Here is a 23,032-nt window from a genome sequence, read left to right as displayed (position 1 = left end):
GGTCAGGAACTGCGCAGGGTGTCGTCCGAGTCGGACGACACCGGCTCCTTCGACGTCCAGCCGTACCAACGGCCGTCGATCTCGGCCGTGATCCGTCCGTCGCCGCACGTGATCAGGTCGCTCGTGGGCAGGGACCTCGGCAGGAAGTCGGCCGTCATCGCCGGGCCGCCGTGGCTGCCGTCGACGGGCTCGCACGCCGCCGTGTCGACTCCGGTCGCGGAGTCGAAGGCGATGACGTACCCGGGGTTGCTCGTGTCCAGGCGCACGTCGATGTCCTTCGCGTCATCCGGCACCCACTTCGGCATGAACCAGGCCGTGTCCTCCGAGTTCGCCGACGACGGGGCATCGCGGTAGGTGTCGTAGTGGCGGTGCTGCTGCGGGAGCGACTGCTCGATCATGCTGCAGCCGGTCAGGGTGGCGACGACGAGACCCATGCCGACGACGGCGAAGACGGAGGTGACGGCGGATCGTTCGGAGCGTGACGTGTTCATGGATCCATCGTCGTTCCGCGCGGTCGGCGGGACGATCCGGCGGTCCTCCGGATCCGGGGTGGGGGTAACCCCCGGACCTGGACCGGGTGTGGTGCCGGGGCGGGTACGGTGCCCGGCATGGCCGACGTGACCCACGCCTCCGACCTCGGCATCGACCTGTCGGACGGCAAACCCCAGCAGCTGTACCGGTGGTTCCTCGCGAGCATGCTGTTCGGCAGGCCGATCCGGCAGGAGCAGGCGGCCGAGACGTACCGCGTGCTGATCGACCACGGGTTCACGAGCCCCGGGAAGTTCGCCGGGGCCGGACGGGAGCAGCTCCGCAAGGTCCTCGACGAGGGCGGCTACGGACGGTTCGACTACCAGATGACGGACGCGCTGCACGAGACGATGCACACGCTCGACGCCGACGAGGGCTCGGTGTCGCACCTCGTGAAGAGCGCGTCGTCTCGGCAGGAGCTGCGTGACCGGCTCGGAGCGCTGCACGGGGTCGGCCCGAAGACGATCGAGATCTTCCTGCGCGACGTCCCCGACGCGGTCCTGCCCGACTGAGGCGCGTCGCGGCGATCGCACGCCCGACTGATACGCGAGAGCGACACGTGCGCGGCGCATCACGCGGACCGCACCGCGAAAGCGACAGTTTCCCGCGCGGATCTCGCGGTGAACTGTCGCTTTCGCGGGCGCTCTCGTGGGCGCTCTCGTGGGACGTGTCCGATGGACCGGCACCGCCGCGCCGGGTCACGCGTCGAACGGCACCGCCGACTCCCACGTGCCGTGCGAGAGCTCGACGGGCTCCGCGCCGGGGAGGTCGAGCACCGCCGTCGCACCGACCGGCACCGTGACGGTGACCGACAGCGTGCCGTCGGACACCGACCAGTCGATCGCGGCCTGGCCCCGTGGGGTGTCGAGCGTCGCCCCGGCACTCGTCAGCCCGCCGCCGGGCCTCGGCGCGAACCGGATCGCTGCATACCCGGGGGCAGCGGGGGCGATGCCGGCGACGACCCGGTGCATGAAGTCGGCGACGGACCCGAGTGCGTAGTGGTTGAACGACGTCATCCCGCCCGAGTTCACCCGGCCATCAGGCAGCAGCGAGTCCCAGCGCTCCCAGATCGTCGTCGCGCCCTGCGTGAGCGGGTAGAGCCACGACGGGCACTCGTCCTGCAGGAGCATCGCGTACGCGTCGTCGAGGTGCCCGGCGAGGAGCAGCGCGTCGCAGACCACCGGCGTCCCGGCGAACCCGGTCCCGATGCGGTGCCCGTTCTCCCGCACGAGTTCCGACAGCCGTGCCCCGACCGGGCCGTCCGCGTCGACAAGCCCGAACACGATCGCGATCGCCGACGACGCCTGCGAGTCGTCGATGACGGTGCCGGACGGCGTCAGGAACCGTGCCTGCCACGACGCCTTGATCCGCGCCGCGGTCTCCGCGTACGACCGAGCGTCATCGGTGCGTCCGAGCTCGGCCGCCCACGCCGCCAGCACCGATGTCGACCGGTACGAGTACGCCGTCGCCAGGCAGTACTTGTCGGCCTTGGCTGCCGCAGCGTCCTCCGGCGGCGCGAGCGGGTCGAGCCAGTCGCCGAACTCGAAGCCGTCGACCCGGACGAGGTCCTCGTCCCCGGAAGCGAGGACCCCGTCGACCCACGCCTTCGCCGATGCCCACTGGTCCTCGAGGAGCCCGCGGTCGCCGAACGCCTGGAACAACCCCCACGGCGTGAGGGTGGCCGCGTCGCCCCAGACCGCCGCGTGGTGCCCGGCCGGGTCGGAGTCGGGGAGCGTCGGCACGAAGAACGGCACGCCGCCGTCCGGACGCTGCTCGAGCGCCAGGTCCCTGAGCCACGAGCGGAGCACCCCGGCGCAGTCGTAGAGGAACGCAGCCGTCGGCGTGAACACCTGCAGGTCGCCGGTCCACCCGAGTCGCTCGTCACGCTGCGGGCAGTCGGTCGGGACGTCGACGAAGTTGCCGCGCATCGACCAGACGACGTTCTCGTGCAGCTGCTCGAGTCGCGGGTCCGAGCAGCGGAACCAGCCGGTGCGCCGCATGTCGGTGTGCACCACCTGCGCGACGACGTCCCCGGGCTCGAAGGAGGACACGGGCCAGCCCTCGACCTCGGCGTAGCGGAACCCGTGCACCGTGAAGCGCGGCTCCCACGACCCCTCGCCGTCGTCTCCCGGCCCCGAGTAGAACACGTCGGTGGCCTTCGCGGTGCGCAGTGGGCGGGTCGCGAGTTCGTCGTCCTGCATCACCTCGGCGTGCCGCAGCGTGACGCCGAACGGCCCGACGGGGTGGTTGCGGATCTTCAGCCGACCGGGGACGTTCTGGCCGAAGTCGAGCTGGATCGCCCCGGCGTCCCAGCGGCGCGACCACACCGGTTCGATCTCCTCGACCACGCGCACCACGGGGCCGTCGAAGGGGACGAGTGCCGCGGCGGGAGCGTCGAGCACCTCGACCGCGTCCCATGCGGCGTCGTCGAACCCGACGGTCTGCCAACCGTCGGGTTCGACCCTGCCGTCCCACTTCTCTCCGTCGTAGAGTCCGGAGAGCAGGATCCCGCCGCGCGCGGCGCGCCAGGAGTCATCGGTGCCGAAGGTCTCCGTGGAGCCGTCGGCGTACTCGACCTCGAGCTGGGCGATGAGCGCCAGCCGGTCGCCGTACACGTTGCGGACGCGGTCGTCCCAGGTGATCCTGCCGCGGTACCAGCCGTCGGCGAGACGAGCGCCGAGTGCGACCGTCCGCGGACCGCCGGCCAGGTGCTCGGTCGCGTCGTGCACCAGGTAGCGGACCCGGTGTCCGAACGAGGTCCATCCAGGTGCGAGCTCCGCGTCGCCGACGCGGACGCCATCGACGGTGACCTCGTGGAGGCCGAGGCTCGCCACCGCGAGCCGGGCGCGGACGACGTCGCCGCGCAGTGTGACCTCGCGCCGCAGGATCGGCGGTGCCTGGTCGACGCGGGTGTTCTCCCGCCACGGCGCGGCGACGAACGAGGCGGTCCAGTCGGTGTCGGACAGGAGGCCCGCCTCGACCTCCAGGGGCTCGCTCCAGTCCGTCACGGAGCCGTCGACGGCCGTGGTCCGCACCCGCCACACGGCGCGCTCGCGAGAGGCCAGCGGGGCGAACGGCCACGGGACGAGGACCCCGGACGCGTCCACCTCGGCGACGGCGCCGGCGTCGGTGCCGGCCGAGCGGTCGACGAGTTCGACCTCGGCGAGCCCTGGTTCCCAGCCGGGTCCGGCCTCGGGGAGGTGCCACGAGAGCCGTGGCTCGGCCGTGCCGATCCCGAGCGGTTCGCGGAGGTGTTCGACGCGGAGCCCGGTCGGGGCGAGCGGTCCCGTGGGAGCCGAGCCGAGCCTCCCGTCAGTCTCGGAACCAGCCACGCGGCGGGCGGATGCGGTCGTCGAGTCGGTCATGGTGGTCCTTTCGGTCAGTCCTTGATCCCGGACATCGTGATCCCTTGAATGAACGTCTTCTGGGCGAAGAAGAACAGGACCACGATGGGGATGAGGATGATGGTCGAGACGGCCATCAGCGGGCCGGTGGCGGTGTCGCCCTGCGCTCCCTGGAAGAACGTCAGGCCGAGCGACAGCGTGTACTGGCTCGACTTCGTGAGGTACAGCAGCGGCCCGAGCAGGTCGCTCCACGAGGCGAGGAACTGGAAGAGCATCACCGCGGCGAGTGCCGGCTTGCAGAGCGGCAGGATCACCTGGACGAAGATGCGGAGCTCCCCGGCGCCGTCGATCCTCGCGGCGTCGGTGAGGGCATCCGGGATGCCGAGGAAGAACTGTCGCATCAGGAAGATGAAGAACGGGATGCCGAAGAACGTCGGGACGATGAGCGGCAGGTACGTGCCCGTCCAGCCGACGTCGCGGTAGGCCACGAACAGCGGGACCATCGTCACGTAGAACGGCACCATCATCGTCGCGATGAGGATCGTGAAGATCCCGTTCCGCCACGGCCACCGGATGCGGGAGACGCCGTAGCCGACCATCGCGCTCGACAGCGCGGCGCCGATCATCGACGGCACGCAGATCACGAGGGTGTTCCAGAAGTACTGCAGCAGCGGGAACGCCTGGAGGCCGTACGTGTAGTTGCCCGTCGTGATGGTGTCCGGGAACCACTTCACCGGGAACGCGCCGATGTCCGCCTGGGTCTTGAACGACCCGGTGACCATCCAGATCAGCGGCATCAGGAACACGACGCTGAGGACGATGAGGACGGCGTGCTTCGCGATGGCCTCGGCGATGCGGGGCCACGTGAGCTTGCGGTGCTTCGGGACGGCGCGGGTCGGGTTGACCGACCCGCGCGGTTCGCCGGCGACGGCAGCGGCCGCCGTGGGGTTCTCGATCGCGGTCATCGTGCTTCGCCTCCGTAGTACACGCGGCGGCCCATGATGCGGTACGCCAGGATCGAGACGATGGCGATGATCACGAAGAGCACCCATCCGACCGCGCTCGAGTAGCCGAGTTGGTAGTGGTAGAACGCCGACTGGTACAGGTACACGCCGGACACGAGCGTGGAGCCCGCCGGGTCGCCGTAGCCGCCGGTCATCACGAACGCCTGGGTGAAGTACTGGAACCCGGCGATCAGTCCGGTGATCGTCGCGAACAGCAGCTGCGGGCTGATGAACGGCACGGTCACGTTCCGGAACTTCTGCCAGGCGCCGGCACCGTCGAGGGACGCCTGTTCGAGGAGGTCCTGCGGGACGCCCTGCAGCCCCGCGAGGAGGATCACCATGAGGTTCCCGACGCCCCACAGGCCGAACAGGATGAGCGCCGGCTTCGACCACGCGGGGTCGGAGAGCCAGCCGGGGCCCTGGATGCCGAAGATGCTCAGGACGTTGTTGATCACGCCGTACTGCGGGTTGAGGACGTACGCCCAGATGACCGCGCTGGCGACGATCGGGACGATGGACGGGATGAAGAAGATCACCCGGTAGATGCCGAGGCCCTTCACCCGGAGGTTGAGCAGCAGCGCGAGGCCGAGGGCGACCGCGATGCCGAGGGGCACCGAGATCACCGTGAGGAACAGGGTGTTCCCGAGGGACAACCACCACTGGTCGTCGGCGAAGAGCTGCGTGTAGTTCTGCCACCCGATCCACTGCTTCGTGCCGCCGAGCAGGTTCGCGTTCGTGAAGCTGTTGACGGCGCTCGTGATGATCGGACCGCCGGTGAAGACGACGAGGCCGATGATCGCCGGTGCGGTGAAGAACAGCCCCCACCCGAAGGTGGCGCGCTGCCGCTTCGTCCGGGGGATCCAGTGCGTGAGCCATGACGTCCCGCGGGGCTTCGGACCCCGTGTCGTGATGCTCCGTGTGACGCTCACGAGTTCTCCTTCCGGAATTCGTCGAACGCGGCGTTGACCGAGGCCTTGACCTTGGCCAGGGCGCGCTCCGGGGTGATCTGGCCGTAGATGGCCGAGCTCACCTGGACGTCGAGCGCGGTCGCGTAGGTGCTGGCGACGGGGATCGTCGGGCGGATGTTCTTCGCGGTGAGGAGGCCCTCGCGGTAGACGGCGATGTTCGGGTCCTTCTGGAACTCCGCCAGGACGGGGGAGTCGGACCAGCCGGGGAGCAGGGTGCCGTACGTGAAGTTCGACTGCGTGCCCGCGTCCGAGACGGTCGCGAACTGCAGGAAGTCCCACGCGGAGTCGTGCTCCTTGGAGTCCTTCGGGATGAAGAGGTCGTAGCCGCCGAGCCAGGTCGCGCTCCCAGGGGAGCCGAGCCCCTCCGCGTAGGGGAAGAGCGTCGCGCCGAGTTCGACCTTCGCCTTGTCCCCGCTCCGGTAGACGTTCTGCGCGTCCGTCGTCGTCATCGGCGCCATGCCGACGTTGCCGCTCGCGATCGTTGGCAGGGTCTGCGACGGGCTGGTGACGGACAGGTGGCTCGCGCCGCCGACCTTCTTCGCGTAGTCGACCATCCACTGGAGCGCCTGGACGATGTTCGGGTCGTCGGGGGTGGCCTCCATGTTGTCGTCGCTCATGAACTTCCCGCCGAAGGCGAAGCCGAACGTGAACATCGAGTTGCTGAAGCCGTAGTAGTCCCACGGCACGGTCCCGATCCGGGTGACCTGGTTGCCGCGCTTCTGCAGGATCTTGTCCGAGAACGTCTCGAGCTCGTCGATGGTCTTCGGCGGGGTCTCGGGGTCGAGGCCGGCTGACGCGAAGACCTTCTTGTTCCAGAACATCGGGAAGTTCACGTCGACGAGCACCGGCATCGCGTAGATGTCGTCCGTGGCCGTCATCTGCTTCCACACCGCCGGTGCGAAGTTGGCCGCACCGAGGCCGGCGGCCGCGATCCGGGCACCGAGTGGCTCGACGACGCCGTAGCCCGCGAACTGCGGGTACTCCTCGGGGGTGCAGAACGCCAGGTCCGGCGGGGTGCCCGCGGCGATGGCGGTCTGCAGACGGATCTGCGTGTTGCCGGACAGTGGCGCGTAGGTGACCCGGACGCCGGTGTGCGACTGCGACTTCTCGTAGAGGTCGGCGAGCTCGACCCAGGCGTTGCCGAGCGTGCCGCCCCAGATGTTGTACATCTCGACGACGTGCGCGCGGCCCGGTGCCGGGTCCTTGCTGAGCCTGAGGCCCCGCTGGTCGTTCGCGACGGCGCCGCCGGAGATCACGGTGCAGCCGGCGAGGCCGATCGTCGCGGTGCCTGCCGCGATGGCTGCGAGGAACGCCCGTCTCGACACGTCGCGTGCCGCGGGCCTGGTGGGCGGGTGTGGTGGTCGGCTCGTCATCGAGTACCTCCGGTCGTCGTCGTTGAAGATCGGGAACCACGAGTACTGAATCGTTTCAGAATCGGTGGTTGGCGATGAATGTACGCCATTCGTCGTCGTGAGCGCCAGGGTTACATCAGAATGATGGAGAAATTGAAGCGCGATCGGTTTTCACGAGCACGGTGCCCGCCTCGTACGTCGCCACGGGGTTCGCGAACGGCATCGGCCGGAGCTGTTCGGCGTCGACGAGCTGCAGGTCGGGGGCGCCGGTGATCAGCTGCGTGATCGCCTCCCGGATCTCGGCGCGCGCGAGTTGCTGGCCGATGCAGCCGTGTGGTCCGTACCCGAACCCGAGGTGCCCGAAGGCGTCCCGCTCGACGTCGAAGCGCTCGGGGGCCTCGAAGTGCCGTGGGTCCCGGTTCGCCCCGACCGGTGACACGGAGACGGTCTGCCCGGCGGCGACGGTCACCCCCTCGATCTCGACGTCCTCGGTCGCGGTGCGCGGGAACAGCGTGAGGAACATCGCACCGGTCCGCATGAACTCCTCGATCGCCGGCCCCACCCGCTCCGGGTCGGCTCGGAGCCGTGCGAGCTGTTCCGGGTTCGTCAGCAGTGCCACCGTCGCGGTGGCGATGAGGTACGCCACGGAGTCGTGCCCGGCGCTCATCAGCTGGAAGACGAGCCCCTCGACCTCGACGCGCGAGAAGTCCGAGGCGAGCAGGTCGGTGATGACGTCCTCGCCCGGCTCCGCCGCGCGGGCGTCGACCACGGAGCGGATGTAGTCGAACTTGGTCTGCGTGCTCGAACCCCGGACGAAGTGCTCGACGAACTCGGGCACGCGGTCCTCGTGCACGCCGATCACGCTGCAGTGGGTCTCGGCGGCGATCGGCTGCGCGTACTCGGAGAAGAGGTCGACCGGTCCGTCGTGGGCGAGCAGCCGGTGCAGGTGCCTCGCGACGCGATCGTGTACCTCGGGGCCGCGCTGGCGCACCTGCTTGACCGAGAACCGCCCGGTGACGCCGCGGCGCATGCGCTGGTGCACGGCGCCGTCGAGTGCGAGCAGGTTCGCGGCGTCGATCGACCGCCGGGCGTCGTCGTCGAGCGGATCCGGGGTCCGTGGGGCCGGGACGGCGGCCCCGGTGGTGGCGGCCCCGTCGACTGCGTCGTGATGGTGCGCTGGTCCGCGCGGCATCCGGTGCGGCACCTGACTGAACCGCGGGTCGGCCAGGATCGCCCGGGCGGCGTCGTAGCGGGTGACGATGAGCCCGACGTGCCCGTCGTCGTACGCGAGCGGCACGGCTGGTGCCTGGTCGCGCCACTCGGCGAAGTCGGGCGACGGGGCGAGCGGTGTGCTGTCGCCGGGGAGGGTGACGGTGTGGAAGGGGCATCCGGACATGGAGGTCTCCGAGAGTCAGGCGTGGACCGGGACGGTTCGGGCGAGTTCGGCGCGGGCTCGGCGGAAGGCACGGGGTGCGCCCCAGCCGACGACGCCGGTGGTGGCCGCCCCGTCGTGTTGGACGAGCACGTCGCTGTCCTCCGGCCACGGGTCCAGCGGGCGTGCGGGGTCGAACGTGCCGACGGCCTGGATGCGGATGCCGTGCACCTCCGACCAGAAGAACGGGATCGGCGCGGGGAGCGGTTCCGCCCCGGTGATCGTCGCGGCGACCGACAGTGCTTGCTCGATGGCGTTCGTCTGGTGCTCGACGCGCGTCGACCGGCCGGTCGCGGGGTCCGTCCAGCGTGCGACGTCGCCGATCGCGTACACGTCGGGTGCGGCCCTGCCGTGGTCGTCGCAGCACACCCCGTCCCGCACGGTGAGCCCCGATGCGGCGAGCCACGATGTCCTGGGGCGTCCGCCGGTGGCCGCCACGACGAGATCCGCTCGGAGGACGGAGCCGTCGCCGAGGACCAGGCCGTCGGTCGTGACCCCCAGCGCGCCGGCATCGGGGCGCAGGTCGACCCCGTTGTCGCGGTGCAGCTCGGCGAGCCGTTCGGACAGCAGCGTGCCGACGGTGCCGAACGACAGCCGGCCGCTCCGACCGACGAGCGCGACCTCGTGGCCATGGTGTCGGGCTGCGGACGCGATCTCGGACCCGAGCACGCCCGTCCCCGTGACGACGACACGCTCGGCGCGCGCCCATGCGGACCGCAGCGCGACGGCGTCGTCGAGGGTCCGCAGGACGAACGCGTGCTCGATCCCCGGCAGCTCGGGCCGGACCGGCTCGACACCGGTCGCGATGACGAGGGCGTCGTAGTGCAGTCGGGCTCCGTCGACGGTCACGACGTGCGCCTCCGGATCGAGTGCGGTCGCTGTGGCGCCGGAGCGGAGCGTGACGTCGAGACCGTCGAGTTCCGCGACCGTCCGGAGCACGGAGCGCGAGGGGTGCCACGAGCCGTCGAGGACCTGCTTCGAGAGTGGCGGACGGGCGTACGGGGCATGCGGTTCGGCGCCGACGAGGGTGATCGGCCCGTCGTGTCCCGCCGCTCGGAGTGCCTCGGCGCAGGTCACCCCGGCGACACCGGCACCGACCACGACGACGTGCACCCTCACTCCTCGATCGTGATGGCACGCGCCGGGCAGAGCGCAGCCGCCCGACGTGCTGCCGGCTCGTCCGCGGCGTCCGGCACGTCGACGAGGAGCTCGACGATGCCGTCGTCGTCCTGGTCGAAGAGCTCGCCGGCGACGAGGGCGCACTGCCCCGCTCCGACGCATGCACTGGTGTCGGCGATGATGCGCATCGTGTCTCCTGTCGTCGTCCGGTCCACATCGACCGGTGCACCCGACGCTAGGGCTCGCCGGGTGGTGCGCGGCATGGGCGCGATCCGCAGAACATGGACATCTCGGTCAGGGGTACCGCCCAATACGCTCGACGTATGGACACAACGACCGAGGGTCCCGTGGTGGTCGCCGCAAACTGGTACCGCTTCCGCGCCGGTGAGCGGATCCGGCACGAGCGCGTGATGAGCGTCTGCTTCCTCTGGGTGCTCGCCGGGACGGGTGCGGTGCGCTCGTGCGGCGACCGGTTCACGCTGACGTCGGGATCCGTGCTGCGGCTGCCGTGGGGCCACGACGTCGAGTACCTCGCCGACGACCGAGCGCCGTTCCGCCTGGGGACCGTGCACGTCGTCCCACGGCACGACCGGTCGACCCCGGTGCTGCCGGCGGTCGCGCACCAACCGGGTGACCCGCTCCACGACGCCGGCGATCGTCGCGGCGACCCCGGCCGACCGCGGCAGTCCGCGGCGACCACGTCCACGGCACGACGGATCGCGTCGCTCGGCGGGTACACGGTCGAGCGGTTCGGTGACGGTCCCTTCGACGAGGGGGTGTCACGTGCACTCGGCGCGCTCTTCGTCGCCGAGGACGGGCTCGACGCAGCCGGGGGCACGGCGGTGCCGGCAGCGCTCGAGCTGATGACCGCCCACGTCCGTCGGAACCTCGACCGGCCGCTCCCCGTCGCCGAGATCGCGGCGGCCGGCGGGTGCAGCGTGTCCACCGCCGGTCGGCTGTTCGCCGCGCACTTCGGGACGTCCGCGAGCGCCTGGGTCCGCTCGGTGCGGATGCGGGAGGCGGCCGAGATGCTGCGGTCGAGCGGACTCCGGGTCGGCGAGGTCGCCCGTGCCGTCGGGTTCGAGGACCAGCTCTACTTCTCGCGGGTGTTCCGTGCCACGTTCGGCACACCGCCCAGCCGGTACGGGCTCGAACAGATCCGTCCGTGACGCTTGACAACGCGGTCGCCTTCCGTGAATCGTTTCAGGCGCTGAGCGCACCGCGGCGCCGGCGGATGGAGGAGCGATGGAGCCCCTGGCGACCGAGGTCGACGGACGTGTCCGGTTCACCTGGCCCGTCACGACCCCGCAGACGGCGTTCCGTCTCGTGGTCCGGGACGGCGACGCGGTCGTCTGGGACTCCGGCCGCATCCGGAGCGTCCAACCGTGGGTCACGTCGCCGACCGGTCTCCGGTTCGCACCGTGGCGGGAACACGATTGGGAGGCTCGGATCGAGTCGGGCGCGACGGTCACCACCGAGCACGGCCGGTTCACCCCCACACCCGTCGACGACGGCGCGTGGCGTGGTGCCGCGTGGGTCACGGCGCCCGGCGTCGAGGACGCCGGGCCGGCGCCCCGCGAGCGATGCCACGACGGGGCACTCGCCGCCCCGGTGCTCGAGGCCCGGGTGCACGCGGCTGCCCCGGTCCGCCGAGCGCTCCTGGCGGTGGCCGCCGGCGGGCACGTCGACGTCCGGATCGACGGACGCCTGGCGTCCGACGAGGTCCTCTCACCCACCACGACGCACTGGGACCGCCGCGTGCAGGTCGTCGTGCACGACGTCACCGCCGAGCTCGCCGACGGGGCGGAACACCTGCTCGGCCTCGAACTGGGCCGCGGGTTCTACGGGATGACCAACGCGAACGTCTGGGCGTGGGAGCGCGCACCGTGGCACGCGGAGCCGCGTGTCCGCGCGGTCCTGCGGCTGGAACGCGAGGACGGGGCGGTGGACGTGATCCGCACCGGGCCGGACTGGACCGCCCGGCGCGGGACGATCCTCCTGGACGACCTGTACGGCGGTGAGGTGCACGACCTGCGCCGACGCCCCGGCCGACCGCTCGCCGCAGCCGCGTTCCCCGCCGTCGTCGTGACGGGTCCAACCGGCGCGCTCGAGGCACGAGCCGAGCAACCGATCCGGGTCGTCGAGGAGCTCCAGCCGACCGACGTGACCCAGGCGGCTCCGGGGGAGTGGGTCGTCACGTTCCCCCGGGTCGTCGCCGGCTGGGTGCAGCTGCGGCTGCCCGCCGGAGCCGCTGGCGCAACGGTGCGGATCCGGTACGGCGAGCGGCTGCGTCCGGACGGCCTGCCGAACGCCGATGACGAGAAGCACTACTTCGCCGACGGCTTCCAGACCGACGAGGTGACGCTCGATGAGGACGCGGCCTCGTGGGAGCCGCGGTTCTCCTACAAGGGGTTCCGGTACGTGCAGCTGTCCGGATGGCCGGAGCCGCTCGGGCCGACCGTCGCGGACGTCACCGCCCGGGTGGTCCGCACCGACGCCGAGGTCACGAGCACCTTCTCCGTCGACGACGACCTGCTGCAGTGGATCCACGACGCGACCCTGCGGACGATGGAGAACAACCTGCACGGGTACCCGACCGACACCCCCAAGTACGAGAAGAACGGCTGGACGGGCGACGCTGCGGTCGGCGCGGACATGTTCCTGACGAACCTCGACGCCGCCGACGTGCTCACGAAGTGGGTCGGTGACCTCGCGGAGACGACCTCGCCCGGGCATCCGCCGGCGCTCATCGCCCCGAACGCCGGGGTGTTCGGCGTGGACGAGCGGGCTCCGGTGTGGCACTCGGCGCTGGTGACCGTGCCGTGGGACGTGTACCGGCACACCGGCGACGTCTCGGTGCTCGAGCGCCACGTCGAGGCGATGGAGGCCTACGCGCGTCTCGAGGTCGACCGGTCGCCGGACGGCATCGCGGACACGATCCTCGGTGACTGGGTCGCCCCGGGCACGGACCCCGGTGGCGGCAACCCACCGGAGGACTCCCGGGTGCCGGCGACGGCGTTCCTTGTCCGGATCCTCGACACCGTCGCGCGGGTGGACGAGGTGCTCGGGCGGGACGCGTCGTGGGCGCGTGCTGCTGCCGCGCGTGTGCGGGACGCGTTCGTTGCCCGGTTCCTGGTCGACGGTGCCGTCCGGGGTCCGGGCGACGAGGGCTTCCGGCAGTCGCACCAGGTGCTGGCGCTGGCGTTCGACCTGGTGCCCTCGTCCGCTCGCCCGGCGGTCGCGGCGGCACTGGCCGCTGATGTCCGCGCGCGTGGCGACCATCTCGACACCGGGGCGATCGGCACGAAGTGGCTGCTGCCCGTGCTCACCGACGCCGGGTACGCGTCCTTGGCGCTCGCCGTGGCGCGACAGACGACGGTGCCGTCGTGGGGTGCGTGGCGGGAAGCAGGAGCGACGTCGACGTTCGAGCACTGGGACCTGGCGGCGCGGTCGCACGGGCACTACTTCCTCGGGACGGTCGACGACTGGCTGACCGGGTACGTCGGCGGGATCCGGCCGCTCGAGCCGGGGTGGCGTCGGTTCCTCGTCGCGCCGGCGGTGTGCGGGCCGGTGGGGTCGGCGTCGTGCTCGGTGCGGACGCCGTACGGCGGGGCTGCTGTCCGGTGGACGGTGGCCGGTGGATCCGTGTCGTTGTCGGTCACGGTGCCCCCGGGGACGGAGGCCGAGGTCCGGCTGCCGGACGGCCGGGCCGAGGCGCTCGGGGTGGGGACGCACGCACTGACGAGCACACTCTGAGCGTGCGCGTCCCGTGCAGGCGTTGACAGTCACCGACTCCGGCGTGCAACATGTGGAACATCACTGATCCGAGGAGGACGACGATGTTCACGAAGACCCTGACCGCCGGTGCCGTACTGACCGTGCTCGCGGGTGCGCTGCTCACCGCGGCTCCGGCGCACGCGGATCCGGACGAACCGGGCTGCACGGTGCTCGACGCCACAGCCGACCACGTGCACGGCCTCGTCGTGTTCGACCTGACGTGTTCCGAGCCGCGCGACGTCGTCGTTGATGCGACGGCATGGCACGGGTCCGCGGACGACCACGAGCGCGTCGACGGACAGACCGTGTCGAAGCACGTGGGAGCAGGAGAGCGGTGGAGCTCGGCGCTCTCGTTCGCGACCGACACCACGCCGTCGACCGACATGATCAGCGCACAGGTGCTCTCGTGGGTCGACCAGGGGGACACCCAGGAGCGCCCGGCGATCCTCGCCACCGTCGCCGGGTGATCCGCCGGCGGCGCGAATAGGGTCGGTTGCATGCAGACACCCGCTCCCGGCACGCTCCGCGTCCTGCACCTGTCCGACACCCACCTCACCGGGGACGGAGCGCTGCACCAGGGCACCGTCGACACGACGGCCGCGCTCGACGCCCTGCTCGAACGGCTCGACGTCGTCGAAGGCGTCGGCCTCGTGGTCGTCTCCGGAGACGTCTCCGAGGACGGGACCCCCGAGTCCTACGCGGCCCTGCTCGAACGCGCGGGCGGCTGGGCGGAGCGTCACGGTGCCGCGCTCGTCACGGTGCCCGGCAACCACGACCAGCGCGGGGGGTTCCGGCAGGTCCTCGCCAACGGGCACGTCCTCGGCGAGGGCGGCCGCCCGCTCATGCACACGATGGAGTACCACCCGCCGACGGTCCCGGTGTTCGGGCAGTCGCTCGTGGCCGGCCGGCGGATCGTCACGGTGGACACGAGCGTCCCCGGTGCCGGGTACGGCGAGGTCAGCGAGGAGTCACGCACCCGACTCCGGTCGGCGCTCGCCGAGGAGTCCGGCGCCCCGCACGGCTCGGTCGTCGTGCTGCACCATCCGCCGCTCCCGGCCCCGACCGCGCTGCACGAGGCACTCCGGCTGCAGAACCCCGAGGCGCTCGCGGACGTCATCCGCGGCACCGACGTGCGCGTCGTGCTCGCCGGGCACTACCACCACCACTTCGCGGGGAGCGTCGGCGGCGTGCCGGTGCTCGTCGCGCCGGGTGTCGCGAACGACACCGACGTCATCGGGGCGTACGGCGAGGAGTCGGCGTACGTCGGCACCGGTGCGCTCGTCGTGGACATCGCCGAGGACGGGTCGCTGTGGTCGACGCCCGTGCGTGTGCCCGTCGCCGGGGCCGACCAGGTCGCGGTGCACCACGACGCCGACGCGGTCGCGCGCATCGTGGCCGCCGCCGGCAAGCGCTGACGCGCGGGGCGCCGCCGCGCGCCGCGCACCGCGCGTGCGCGAGTCTCGGCCTGGGCGACCGAACTCGGCCGGGACGTCGCGAGAAGTGTCGCCCAGCCCGAGTCTCGGATGCCGCACCCGCCGCACCGGCGGGACGGGCGTGCACCGAGCCTCCAGTACCCCGGACGTTCGGGAACCTCCGCGTCAGCCGGAGTATGCCGGTGCGACAACGTCCGAAGGAGCGCGTCATGCGAACCGGCAGTGCAGTGCAGTACGACCGCTACGGCGGCTTCGACGTGGTCGAGCTCGTCGACCAGGAACGGCCGGAGCCGGGCCCCGGCGACGTGGTGGTCGAGGTCTCGGTCGCGGGCCTGAACCACATCGAGCGGTTCCTCCGTGAGGGCCGCCTGAAGGAGTTCATCGACCTCGAGTTCCCGGCACACCAGGGCGTCGACTTCGCCGGCGTGGTCCGATCCCGCGGTGCCGAGGTCCGCGACCTGCACGTCGGTGACGAGGTGATGGGCCACGCGCCGCACGGCGGAGCGCACGCGACCTGGGTCACCGTGCCCCGCGGCGCGGTGGTCAAGAAGCCCGCGACGATGACGTTCGAGGTGGCCGGGAGCCTCTACCTCGCCGGCTGCACGGCGCTGTCCGTCGTGCGGGGCCTGCGGCTCGGGCCCGACGACACCGTCGTGATCAGTGCGGCTGCCGGTGGCGTCGGTCACATCGAGTGCCAGCTCGCGCGCGACGCCGGTGCGACCGTCATCGGGCTCGGCAGCCCGCGCAACCACGACGCCCTGCGGCAGATCGGCGTGCTCCCGGTGGCCTACGGCGACGGTGAGGAAGGTCGCATCACCGAGATCGCCGAGGGGCGGCCGATCACCGCCTTCATCGACAACCTCGACGGAGGGGACAACGCCGGGCTCGCGGAGCGACTCGGTGTCGCGGAGAACCGGTTCGTGTCCAGCGAGGACCGGCGAGACCTCGAGATCCGGTTCCTCCGTGCACCGGGCGACGACTCCGAGGCGGCCGAGATGCTCACGACGCTCGGCGACTTGGTCGAACGACACAAGGTGCAGTTCATCATCTCCGGGTACTACCCGTTCGAGTACATCGTCGACGCGTACGAGGACCTCGCCGAGATGCACTCCCGCGGCAAGGTCGTCGTCGGCATGCAGCCCGTGGAGACCGGGTCGCGGCTGCACTGGTACAAGTCCGAGAAGTCCCGCGACCTGCGGGACCCCGTCCCGCGGTCGGAGGCCAGCTGATCAGCTGAGGACGTCCTTCGTGGCGAACCGGCCGTACGCCAGCGTGCCGAACACCGCGACGTAGCCGAGCTGCAGCAGGGCGTTGCTGCCGAACGAGTCGAAGGCGATCGGGTCGCGCAGCAGGTCGCCGAACCCGAGCCACTGGTGTGAGAACAGGTACGGGTGCAGCCAGTCGAGCTGCGGGAGCTGGTCGAGGACCTGGGAGACGCCGGCGAGGACGACGGTCGAGGCCATCGCACCGACCGGGACGTTCGTCAGCGTGGACGCGAAGAGCCCGATCGCGGACAGCCCGAGCATCGACAACGTCACGTAGAGCGCGAGCAGCAGCGCCCGACCCGCGTACGACCATCCGTCGACCTGTGTGCCGGACAGCAGCGTCACCGGTCCGATCGGGAACAGCACGGCACCGATCGCCGCGCCGACGATGACGATCAGCAGCGTCGCCGCGAGGCAGAACGCGACCGCTCCGGCGTACTTCACGAGGATGAACCGCAGGCGTCCGGTGGGGGCGACGAGCAGGTACCGGATCGTGCCGTGGCTCGCCTCGCCCGCGACGGTGTCGCCGGCGACGACGCCCACGGTCAGCGGCAGGAACAGCGGGATCGACACCGTGAGCGCTGTGAACGACACGAACAGGCCGTTGTTCGTGATGTCACCGAGGAACGCCGGACCGCCGGAGTCGTCGCCGGTCGTCAGTCGCACGGCGACGGCGATGAGGATCGGGACCAGCGCCAGTGCGCCGAGCATCGCCCAGGTGCGGCGGCGCCGGAACACGAGTGCCAGTTCGGAGCCGAGCAACGCGAACGGACGAGACGTCGGGGCAGGTGCGGTCGCGACGGTCTCAGGCTGCGACATCGAAGCCCTCCCCGGTGAGCGCGACGAAGAGGTCCTCGAGCGTGCCGCCACCGACCGCGAGGCCGCGGATCCGGACATCGGCACGGACGAGTTCGGTCGCGATCGTCTCCGGCAGGACCTCGTGCGGCAGGTCGGCGACGAGGACGTCTGCTCCGCCCTCGTGCCGCGGGGTGAGCCCGAGCCGGGTGAGGACCGACCCCGCCTGACCCAGGTCGGGCGTGCGGACGGTCACCGTGCGGGCGCCGGCGGAGCGGAGCTCGTCGAGGGTGCCCTGCGCGACGAGCTTGCCGGTGCGCATCACCCCGGCGTGCGTGCAGACCTGCTCGATCTCGGCCAGCAGGTGGCTCGACACGAACACCGTCGTGCCGTCGTCCGCCAGGGATCGGATGAGGTTCCGGACCTCTCGCGTGCCCTGCGGGTCGAGGCCGTTCGTCGGTTCGTCGAGCACCAGGAGTTCACGGGGCGAGAGCAGCGCGTTCGCCAACCCGAGCCGCTGCTTCATGCCGAGCGAGTACGCGTGCGCCTTCTTGTCCGCGGCGTGCGACAACCCGACGCGGTCGAGTGCGCCGGCGACGCGGGCCTTGCGGGTGCGCGGGTCGGACGTCGGGTCGGCGGCGTCGAAGCGGCTGAGGTTCGCCCGGCCGGACAGGTACGGGTAGAACGCCGGTCCCTCGACAAGCGCGCCGACGCGCGGTAGCACCGTGTGCAACGCCCGGGGCATCGGCTCGCCGAGGACCTCGATGCTCCCCGCGGTCGCGGACGACAGCCCGAGGAGCATCCGGATGGTGGTCGTCTTGCCGGATCCGTTCGGCCCGAGGAACCCGAACACGGATCCACGGGGGACGGCGAGGTCGATGCCGTCGACCGCACGCTGCTTGCGGAAGACCTTCTGGAGGCCCGTGGTGCGGATCGCGAGGTCCGCTGCGGTCGTCTGGTCGACCGGGTCCACCGCCGTGGGCTCGGTCGTGCTCACTTCGCGGCGGCGACCAGGGAGGACACCGGCACGGCGCCCGCGAGGACGCGGCCGTCATCCGTGAGGTAGACCGACACGAGCGAGGTCTGGATCGCCCGGCCACCGTCGACCGCCTTGGTCAGCTGGTCGAGGAGTGCGGTCGTGTCAGCGCCGGCGGACGACGTGTCCGCAGTGCCCGCCGGGAGTTCGGCGATGGTGTCCCAGCCCGAACCCGAGAAGGTCGGTGCGTCCGCGCGGTCGAACGCGTGCTCGCCCGTGCCCGCGTGGTCCGCCGGCACGTCGGAGAGGTCCTTCGTGGTGACCTTCGCGTTCGACGGCGGGGTGAAGTCGAAGAGCCGGGCCGCCGGGGCGCCGTACTGCAGGCTCGTGAAGCGCACCTGGAACGCCGGGTCGGACTGTCCCTTCGCCTGCACCGTCGCGCGGAGCGGCAGGCCGGTCTGCTTGTCCACGGCGAGCTGCACGCTGCCGACGAGGGTGTCGGACGACTTCGGGGAGAGGACGAGCTGCCAGGCGTCGTGTCCGGCCACCGTCGTCGAGGTCGGCTTCGCGACCTTCGTGCTCGGGCTGATCGCGTCGACGGCCTGCTTCGCGATGTCGGAGGGCGTCGTCGTGCCGTCCTCGAACGACTTCCGCGCGTCGGACGGCAGGGTCACGTGCGTGGCTTCGCGCTGCTTCGAGTCCCAGGTCCACACGTCGCTGCCGTTGCGGATCAGGTCCTGCTCGGCGAGCTGCTCGGTGACCTGCACGCGCTGCTTCGTCGCACCGTCGGCGTACACGCGGGCGGTGTGCGATGACGTCAGCATGCTGATCGCGTCGGAGGCGTTGCCTTCGAGGGACGATCCGCCGGAGCCGGTGGGGAGCTCGGGGAGTCCGAGGTCGCTCGTCTGCGAGAGCTTGCCGGAGTACTGCGCGTCTGCGGACTTCGCGACGCTGGCGATCACCTCGGCGGCGGTCGGGTTCGATCCGGCGAGCGGGGTGCTCGCGGCGTTCGCGAGGGCGGGAGCGGCGATGGCGCCGGCGACGACCACCGGAGCGATGACGGCTGGCAGCCAGGCGGACTTCTTCATCGGTGGTTCCCTCTCCTCGGATGGCGCGTTCGAGTCGTCAGCACACTAGGTCCGGCAACCGACAGTCCGCTGTGCACCTGGCGCTCCGCGGATCGTTCGTAGACTCGGAGCTGACCGGGCGACGGTCGATGGCGGCGAAGGAGGCGGCATGCGGGCGGTGCTCGGTCTGGACATCGGGACGTCGAGCACGAAGGCACTGCTCGTGCGGGTCGACGGCACCGTGATCGCCGAGGTCGGCCGCCACCACGACGTCGACCGACCCGAGCAGGGACTCGTCGAGATGGACCCAGCCGTCTGGTGGGACGAGTTCCGCGACCTGACCCGGGAGCTCCTCACGCTGGCACCCGACGCAGTCGTCGAGTCCGTCGGGGTCAGCGGTATCGGCCCGTGCGTGCTCCTCACCGACGACGCCGGCGACCCGCTCCGCCCGGCGATCCTCTACGGCGTCGACACCCGGACGTCCGGGATGCTCGACGACCTGACGGCGGAGCTCGGCGGCGAGGACGTCGTCCGTGCACGCTGCGGATCGGCCCTCAGTACCCAGGCGGCCGGCGCGAAGCTCGCCTGGGTCGCGCGGAACGAACCCGAGGTGTGGGCGAGGTCCGCGCGCTTCACGATGCCCTCGTCCCGGATGGTCGAACTGCTCACGGGGGAGTACGTCCTCGACCACCACTCGGCGAGCCAGACGACCCCGCTCTACGACGTCCACACGAACGAGTGGATCCCCGAGTGGTGCGCACGGATCGCACCCGACCTGCCCATGCCCCGACTGCTCTGGTCCGGTGACGCCGCCGGGACGGTGACCGACGAGGCGGCCGCGGCCACGGGCCTCCCGGCCGGGATCCCCGTGACCGCGGGGACCATCGACGCATGGGCCGAGGGCGTGAGCGTCGGTGAGTCCGTCCCCGGTCGGATGTTCCTGCAGTACGGCACCACGATGTTCATGATCGTCCCGACCGACGCGCCCACGTCGGTGCCGGGGATGTGGACGACGGTCGGGACGCATCCCGGCCAGCCGTCGGTGTCCGGGGGGATGGCGACCTCGGGTGCGATCACGGAGTGGCTCCGCAAGCTCGTGGACGGCGACTGGCCGTCCATGCTGGGCGAGGCCGACGCTGCCGGGATCGGGGCGAACGGGTTGCTCATGCTGCCGTACTTCGCGGGGGAGCGGACGCCGATCGCGGACCCGGACGCGCGGGGTGTGATCGCGGGACTGACCGTGCGGCACACCCGTGGCGACCTGTACCGGGCGACGCTCGAGGCGACGGCGTACGCGGTGCGGCACAACGTCGAGGTGCTGCGGGACGCTGGGGTGCCGGTGCGCGAGCTGGTCGGGGCGGGCGGGGGACTGCTCGGGCGGCTCTGGCCGACGATCGTCAGTGACGTGACGGGTCTGCCGCAGACGATCCCGTCGGTGACCGTGGGGGCGTCCTACGGGTCCGCGTTCCTGGCGGCGGCGCTCGTGGCGGACGTCGACATCCGGCGGTGGAACCCGCCGGTGACGGTCATCGAGCCCGACCCCGACGCGCACGCGGCGTACGGGCCCGGCTACCGGGACTACCGCGAGCTCTACGAGGCGACGAAGTCGGTCGTGCACCGCCTGGCCGCGCGCGGCTGAGGCGGCCCGCACAATGATCGCGCCCCGTTGCGAACACCGCGCCCGCGTGTGACGGGGCGCGATGTCCGCGACGGGGCGCGATCGGCTCGATCGGGCGGTTACGCGGTCGCGTCGACGCCGGCGGGGGCGCTGCCGTCGTACTCGCAGATCGCGGCGACCTTCGACGCGCTGGCGGAAGCGGGGTCGAACTCGTAGCCCAACCACTCACGAGCGAGGCGCCGTGCGAGCTCCACGCCGATGACCCGCTGCCCCATGCAGAGGACCTGGGCGTCGTTTGACAGGACCGAACGCTCGACGCTGAACGAGTCGTGCGCGGTGACGGCCCGGATCCCGGGGACCTTGTTCGCGCTGATCGCGACGCCGAGCCCGGTGCCGCAGATCAGGATGGCGCGGTCGGCCTCACCGTTCGCCACCATCCGGGCAGCGTCCACGGCGACGTGCGGGTAGGCGGTGTGCCCGTCCGCGTCCACTCCGACGTCGGTGACGTCCGAGACCCGGTCGTCGGCCAGCAGGTCCTGCTTGATGATCTCCTTGTAGTCGAATCCGGCGTCGTCCGAGCCGATCACGAGACGGTACGTCATGCGTTCGTTCCTTCCTTGTCTGCACTACGCGTAGCGAGGACCTCGCCGACACGCGTCAGGATCATCCCCATCGAGGTGGCACCCGCGTCGGGTGTCCCCAGGCTCTTCTCCGCCAGCGGTCGGGCACGCCCGACCTTCGGCGTGAGGTCGGCGGTCGCCGCGGCTTCCGACACCGCGACCTGGGCGGCAGCCTTCCACGCCTCGGTGAGCGAGTCCCCGGCATCGACCGAGGACCGCAGCGCATCCACGAACGGCAGCAATGCGTCGAGGAGCGTCTTGTCCCCTCGCGACGCCCCGCCGAGGTGCACGATCGAGTCCGCGAAGGCCTGCGCGGCGGCCACGACGTCCGACGCCTCGTACGCGTCCCGGTCGTCGCCGAGCGAGCGGCCGAAGGCCTCGAGCGCCGCACCCCACAGGACCCCGGAGGTGCCGCCTGCGAACTCGGCCCACGCGTCACCGGCGCGTCCGAGGACGAAGGCGACCCCTGCCTCCTGTCCGACCCGGTCGACCGCCTTGCGGGCGGCACCGATCCCCTTGACCATGCCGCGACCGTGGTCGCCGTCACCGGCGACCGCGTCGATCCGGCCGAGTTCCTCCTCGTGCTCACGGAGGAGCGCGTCGATCGCCTCGACCGCGCTGCGCACCGTCTGCGCCGCCTGCCTGGAGGCATCGGTCGCCTCCGGCACGACGGTCGCCGCCTCCTCGGCGTCGGCCACCGCCTCGGCCGGCACGAGCGCGCTGACCGGCGCCGCCACCTTGCGGTACGCGGGTGTGTAGGCATCGGCGCGCCACAGCGCTTCGAGCTCGTCGTCGAGCCACTGCAGCGTGAGGGAGCAGCCGCCCATGTCGAGGCTCGTCACGAGTTCGCCGACCTCGGGTTCGACGACCTCGATGCCGGCGTCCCGGAGCAGCGGGAGCACCCGGCCCCAGAGCAGGAACAGTTCTTCGTACTTCGTGTCGCCGAGGCCGTTCAGGATGGGCGCGACGCGCGTGCCGGCTCCGGCGGGGCGGTCGTCGAGCAGCCGCGACACCAGCAGGGACGCGAGCTCGGTCGCGCGGAGGAGTGGGACGTCCTCGATGCCGGGTTCGCCGTGGATACCGAGTCCGAGGCCGAGGTGACCGTCCGGCACGGTGAACAGCGGCTCGGTCGCGCCCGGCATGGTGCAGCCGGAGAACGCGACGCCGATCGTGCGGGTCGCCGCATTGGACGCGTTCCCGATGCGCTCGACCTCGTCGAGGGTGGCGCCGGAGGCGGCGGCCGCGCCCATCGCCTTGAACACCGAGAAGTCCCCGGCGATCCCGCGGCGCTTCGACTCCTCGTCCGCGCTCGCGATGTCGTCGGTGACGATCACGATCCGCGTGTCGATGCCCTCGGCGTTCAACCGCTCGGCGGCGAGCCCGAAGTTCATCGTGTCGCCGGCGTAGTTGCCGAACGACAGCACGACGCCCTTGCCCTGGTCGGCGGCCTTGGCGACCGCGTAGACCTGGGCGGTCGACGGCGAGGTGAAGATGTTGCCGACGACGGCGCCGGTGGCGAAGCCGGGGCCGACGACGCCGCAGAACGCGGGGTAGTGACCGGATCCGCCGCCGACGACGACCGCGACCTGCGGATCCGCCCCCTCGGTCGGCAGGGCGACGACGCCGCCGTGGACACCGCGCACCCGGTCGGCGTACAGCGCGAGCCAGCCGGCGAGCTGGTCCTCCGCGAACTCGTCCGGGTCGTCGTGGATCGTGGTCATGTGGTGCTGTCCT

The 23,032-nt window shown here is 71.5% G+C and carries 20 protein-coding genes; 7 read left to right on the top strand and 13 right to left on the bottom strand.

Features of this window, described 5'->3' with window-relative positions:
- Window positions 1-2: 2 nt before the first annotated feature.
- On the bottom strand, window positions 3-491 hold the full coding sequence (locus AAEP80_RS16705) for a hypothetical protein (RefSeq protein WP_420365199.1): 489 nt from the start codon (window positions 489-491) through the stop codon (window positions 3-5).
- Window positions 492-608: 117 nt separating this feature from the next.
- Between AAEP80_RS16705 and AAEP80_RS16700 the strand changes: the two genes are divergently transcribed.
- Complete coding sequence (locus AAEP80_RS16700) at window positions 609-1,040, top strand: hypothetical protein (RefSeq protein WP_420365198.1); 432 nt, start codon at window positions 609-611, stop codon at window positions 1,038-1,040.
- A 186-nt stretch (window positions 1,041-1,226) separates the two neighbouring features.
- On the opposite strand, the gene AAEP80_RS16695 is transcribed toward AAEP80_RS16700, so the two are convergent.
- The 7 genes from AAEP80_RS16695 to AAEP80_RS16665 form a co-directional block, all read right to left on the bottom strand.
- On the bottom strand, window positions 1,227-3,893 hold the full coding sequence (locus AAEP80_RS16695; RefSeq protein ID WP_420365197.1) for a family 78 glycoside hydrolase catalytic domain: 2,667 nt from the start codon (window positions 3,891-3,893) through the stop codon (window positions 1,227-1,229).
- A 14-nt stretch (window positions 3,894-3,907) separates the two neighbouring features.
- Entirely contained in the window at window positions 3,908-4,837 is a 930-nt protein-coding gene (locus AAEP80_RS16690; RefSeq protein WP_420365196.1) for a carbohydrate ABC transporter permease, read from the bottom strand.
- A complete protein-coding gene (locus AAEP80_RS16685; protein WP_281265322.1) occupies window positions 4,834-5,805 on the bottom strand; it encodes a carbohydrate ABC transporter permease in 972 nt (323 codons plus the stop codon). Before AAEP80_RS16685 ends, AAEP80_RS16690 begins: the two co-directional genes overlap by 4 nt.
- Window positions 5,802-7,217, bottom strand: a complete 1,416-nt coding sequence (locus tag AAEP80_RS16680; protein ID WP_420365195.1) for an extracellular solute-binding protein — start codon at window positions 7,215-7,217, stop codon at window positions 5,802-5,804. The genes AAEP80_RS16685 and AAEP80_RS16680 overlap by 4 nt, the downstream gene beginning before the upstream one ends.
- Window positions 7,218-7,332: 115 nt before the next feature.
- Entirely contained in the window at window positions 7,333-8,592 is a 1,260-nt protein-coding gene (locus AAEP80_RS16675; RefSeq protein WP_420365194.1) for a cytochrome P450, read from the bottom strand.
- A 15-nt stretch (window positions 8,593-8,607) separates the two neighbouring features.
- Entirely contained in the window at window positions 8,608-9,747 is a 1,140-nt protein-coding gene (locus AAEP80_RS16670) for an NAD(P)/FAD-dependent oxidoreductase (RefSeq protein ID WP_420365193.1), read from the bottom strand.
- Window positions 9,744-9,935: a ferredoxin gene (locus AAEP80_RS16665; protein WP_281265318.1), complete on the bottom strand. Its 192-nt coding sequence runs from the start codon at window positions 9,933-9,935 to the stop codon at window positions 9,744-9,746. The genes AAEP80_RS16670 and AAEP80_RS16665 overlap by 4 nt, the downstream gene beginning before the upstream one ends.
- Before the next feature lie 135 nt (window positions 9,936-10,070).
- On the opposite strand from AAEP80_RS16665, the gene AAEP80_RS16660 reads away from it, so the two are divergent.
- The 5 genes from AAEP80_RS16660 to AAEP80_RS16640 all read left to right on the top strand — a co-directional run bounded on the left by AAEP80_RS16660 (window position 10,071) and on the right by AAEP80_RS16640 (window position 16,186).
- Entirely contained in the window at window positions 10,071-10,916 is an 846-nt protein-coding gene (locus tag AAEP80_RS16660; protein ID WP_420365192.1) for a helix-turn-helix transcriptional regulator, read from the top strand.
- Between the two features lie 76 nt (window positions 10,917-10,992).
- Window positions 10,993-13,503: a family 78 glycoside hydrolase catalytic domain gene (locus AAEP80_RS16655; RefSeq protein ID WP_420365191.1), complete on the top strand. Its 2,511-nt coding sequence runs from the start codon at window positions 10,993-10,995 to the stop codon at window positions 13,501-13,503.
- Window positions 13,504-13,586: 83 nt separating this feature from the next.
- Complete coding sequence (locus tag AAEP80_RS16650) at window positions 13,587-13,991, top strand: hypothetical protein (RefSeq protein WP_420365190.1); 405 nt, start codon at window positions 13,587-13,589, stop codon at window positions 13,989-13,991.
- A gap of 30 nt (window positions 13,992-14,021) precedes the next feature.
- The gene (locus tag AAEP80_RS16645; protein ID WP_420365189.1) at window positions 14,022-14,939 is read left to right on the top strand and encodes a metallophosphoesterase; all 918 of its coding nucleotides are present in this window, start codon (window positions 14,022-14,024) and stop codon (window positions 14,937-14,939) included.
- Window positions 14,940-15,166: 227 nt separating this feature from the next.
- The gene (locus AAEP80_RS16640; protein ID WP_420365188.1) at window positions 15,167-16,186 is read left to right on the top strand and encodes an NADP-dependent oxidoreductase; all 1,020 of its coding nucleotides are present in this window, start codon (window positions 15,167-15,169) and stop codon (window positions 16,184-16,186) included.
- Here AAEP80_RS16640 and AAEP80_RS16635 read toward each other — a convergent pair whose 3' ends face one another.
- Genes AAEP80_RS16635 through AAEP80_RS16625 form a run of 3 tightly spaced genes read right to left on the bottom strand, consistent with a single transcriptional unit; the run spans window position 16,187 to window position 19,081 of the window.
- A complete protein-coding gene (locus AAEP80_RS16635) occupies window positions 16,187-17,041 on the bottom strand; it encodes an ABC transporter permease (RefSeq protein WP_420365187.1) in 855 nt (284 codons plus the stop codon). It lies immediately after the preceding gene.
- Window positions 17,028-18,014: an ABC transporter ATP-binding protein gene (locus tag AAEP80_RS16630; RefSeq protein ID WP_420365186.1), complete on the bottom strand. Its 987-nt coding sequence runs from the start codon at window positions 18,012-18,014 to the stop codon at window positions 17,028-17,030. Before AAEP80_RS16630 ends, AAEP80_RS16635 begins: the two co-directional genes overlap by 14 nt.
- Window positions 18,011-19,081 (bottom strand): LolA family protein, encoded by a 1,071-nt coding sequence (locus AAEP80_RS16625; RefSeq protein WP_420365185.1) that lies wholly within the window; start codon window positions 19,079-19,081, stop codon window positions 18,011-18,013. The genes AAEP80_RS16630 and AAEP80_RS16625 overlap by 4 nt, the downstream gene beginning before the upstream one ends.
- Window positions 19,082-19,229: 148 nt before the next feature.
- Here AAEP80_RS16625 and AAEP80_RS16620 point away from each other — a divergent pair, with 148 nt between their 5' ends.
- Window positions 19,230-20,699 carry an FGGY-family carbohydrate kinase gene (locus tag AAEP80_RS16620; protein WP_420365184.1) on the top strand — a complete coding sequence of 490 codons (1,470 nt, stop codon included), beginning with the start codon at window positions 19,230-19,232 and terminating at the stop codon, window positions 20,697-20,699.
- 98 nt (window positions 20,700-20,797) lie between these two features.
- On the opposite strand, the gene AAEP80_RS16615 is transcribed toward AAEP80_RS16620, so the two are convergent.
- Both AAEP80_RS16615 and AAEP80_RS16610 read right to left on the bottom strand, forming a co-directional pair.
- Entirely contained in the window at window positions 20,798-21,280 is a 483-nt protein-coding gene (locus AAEP80_RS16615; protein WP_420365183.1) for a ribose-5-phosphate isomerase, read from the bottom strand.
- Window positions 21,277-23,019 carry a dihydroxyacetone kinase family protein gene (locus tag AAEP80_RS16610; protein WP_420365182.1) on the bottom strand — a complete coding sequence of 581 codons (1,743 nt, stop codon included), beginning with the start codon at window positions 23,017-23,019 and terminating at the stop codon, window positions 21,277-21,279. Before AAEP80_RS16610 ends, AAEP80_RS16615 begins: the two co-directional genes overlap by 4 nt.
- Between the last annotated feature and the right edge of the window lie 13 nt (window positions 23,020-23,032).

The organism is Curtobacterium sp. L3-7, from assembly GCF_048756585.1.
GTDB lineage: Bacteria > Actinomycetota > Actinomycetes > Actinomycetales > Microbacteriaceae > Curtobacterium.
The sequence above is the reverse complement of the archived record's forward strand: the minus strand, read 5'-3'. Positions and strand labels throughout refer to the sequence as shown.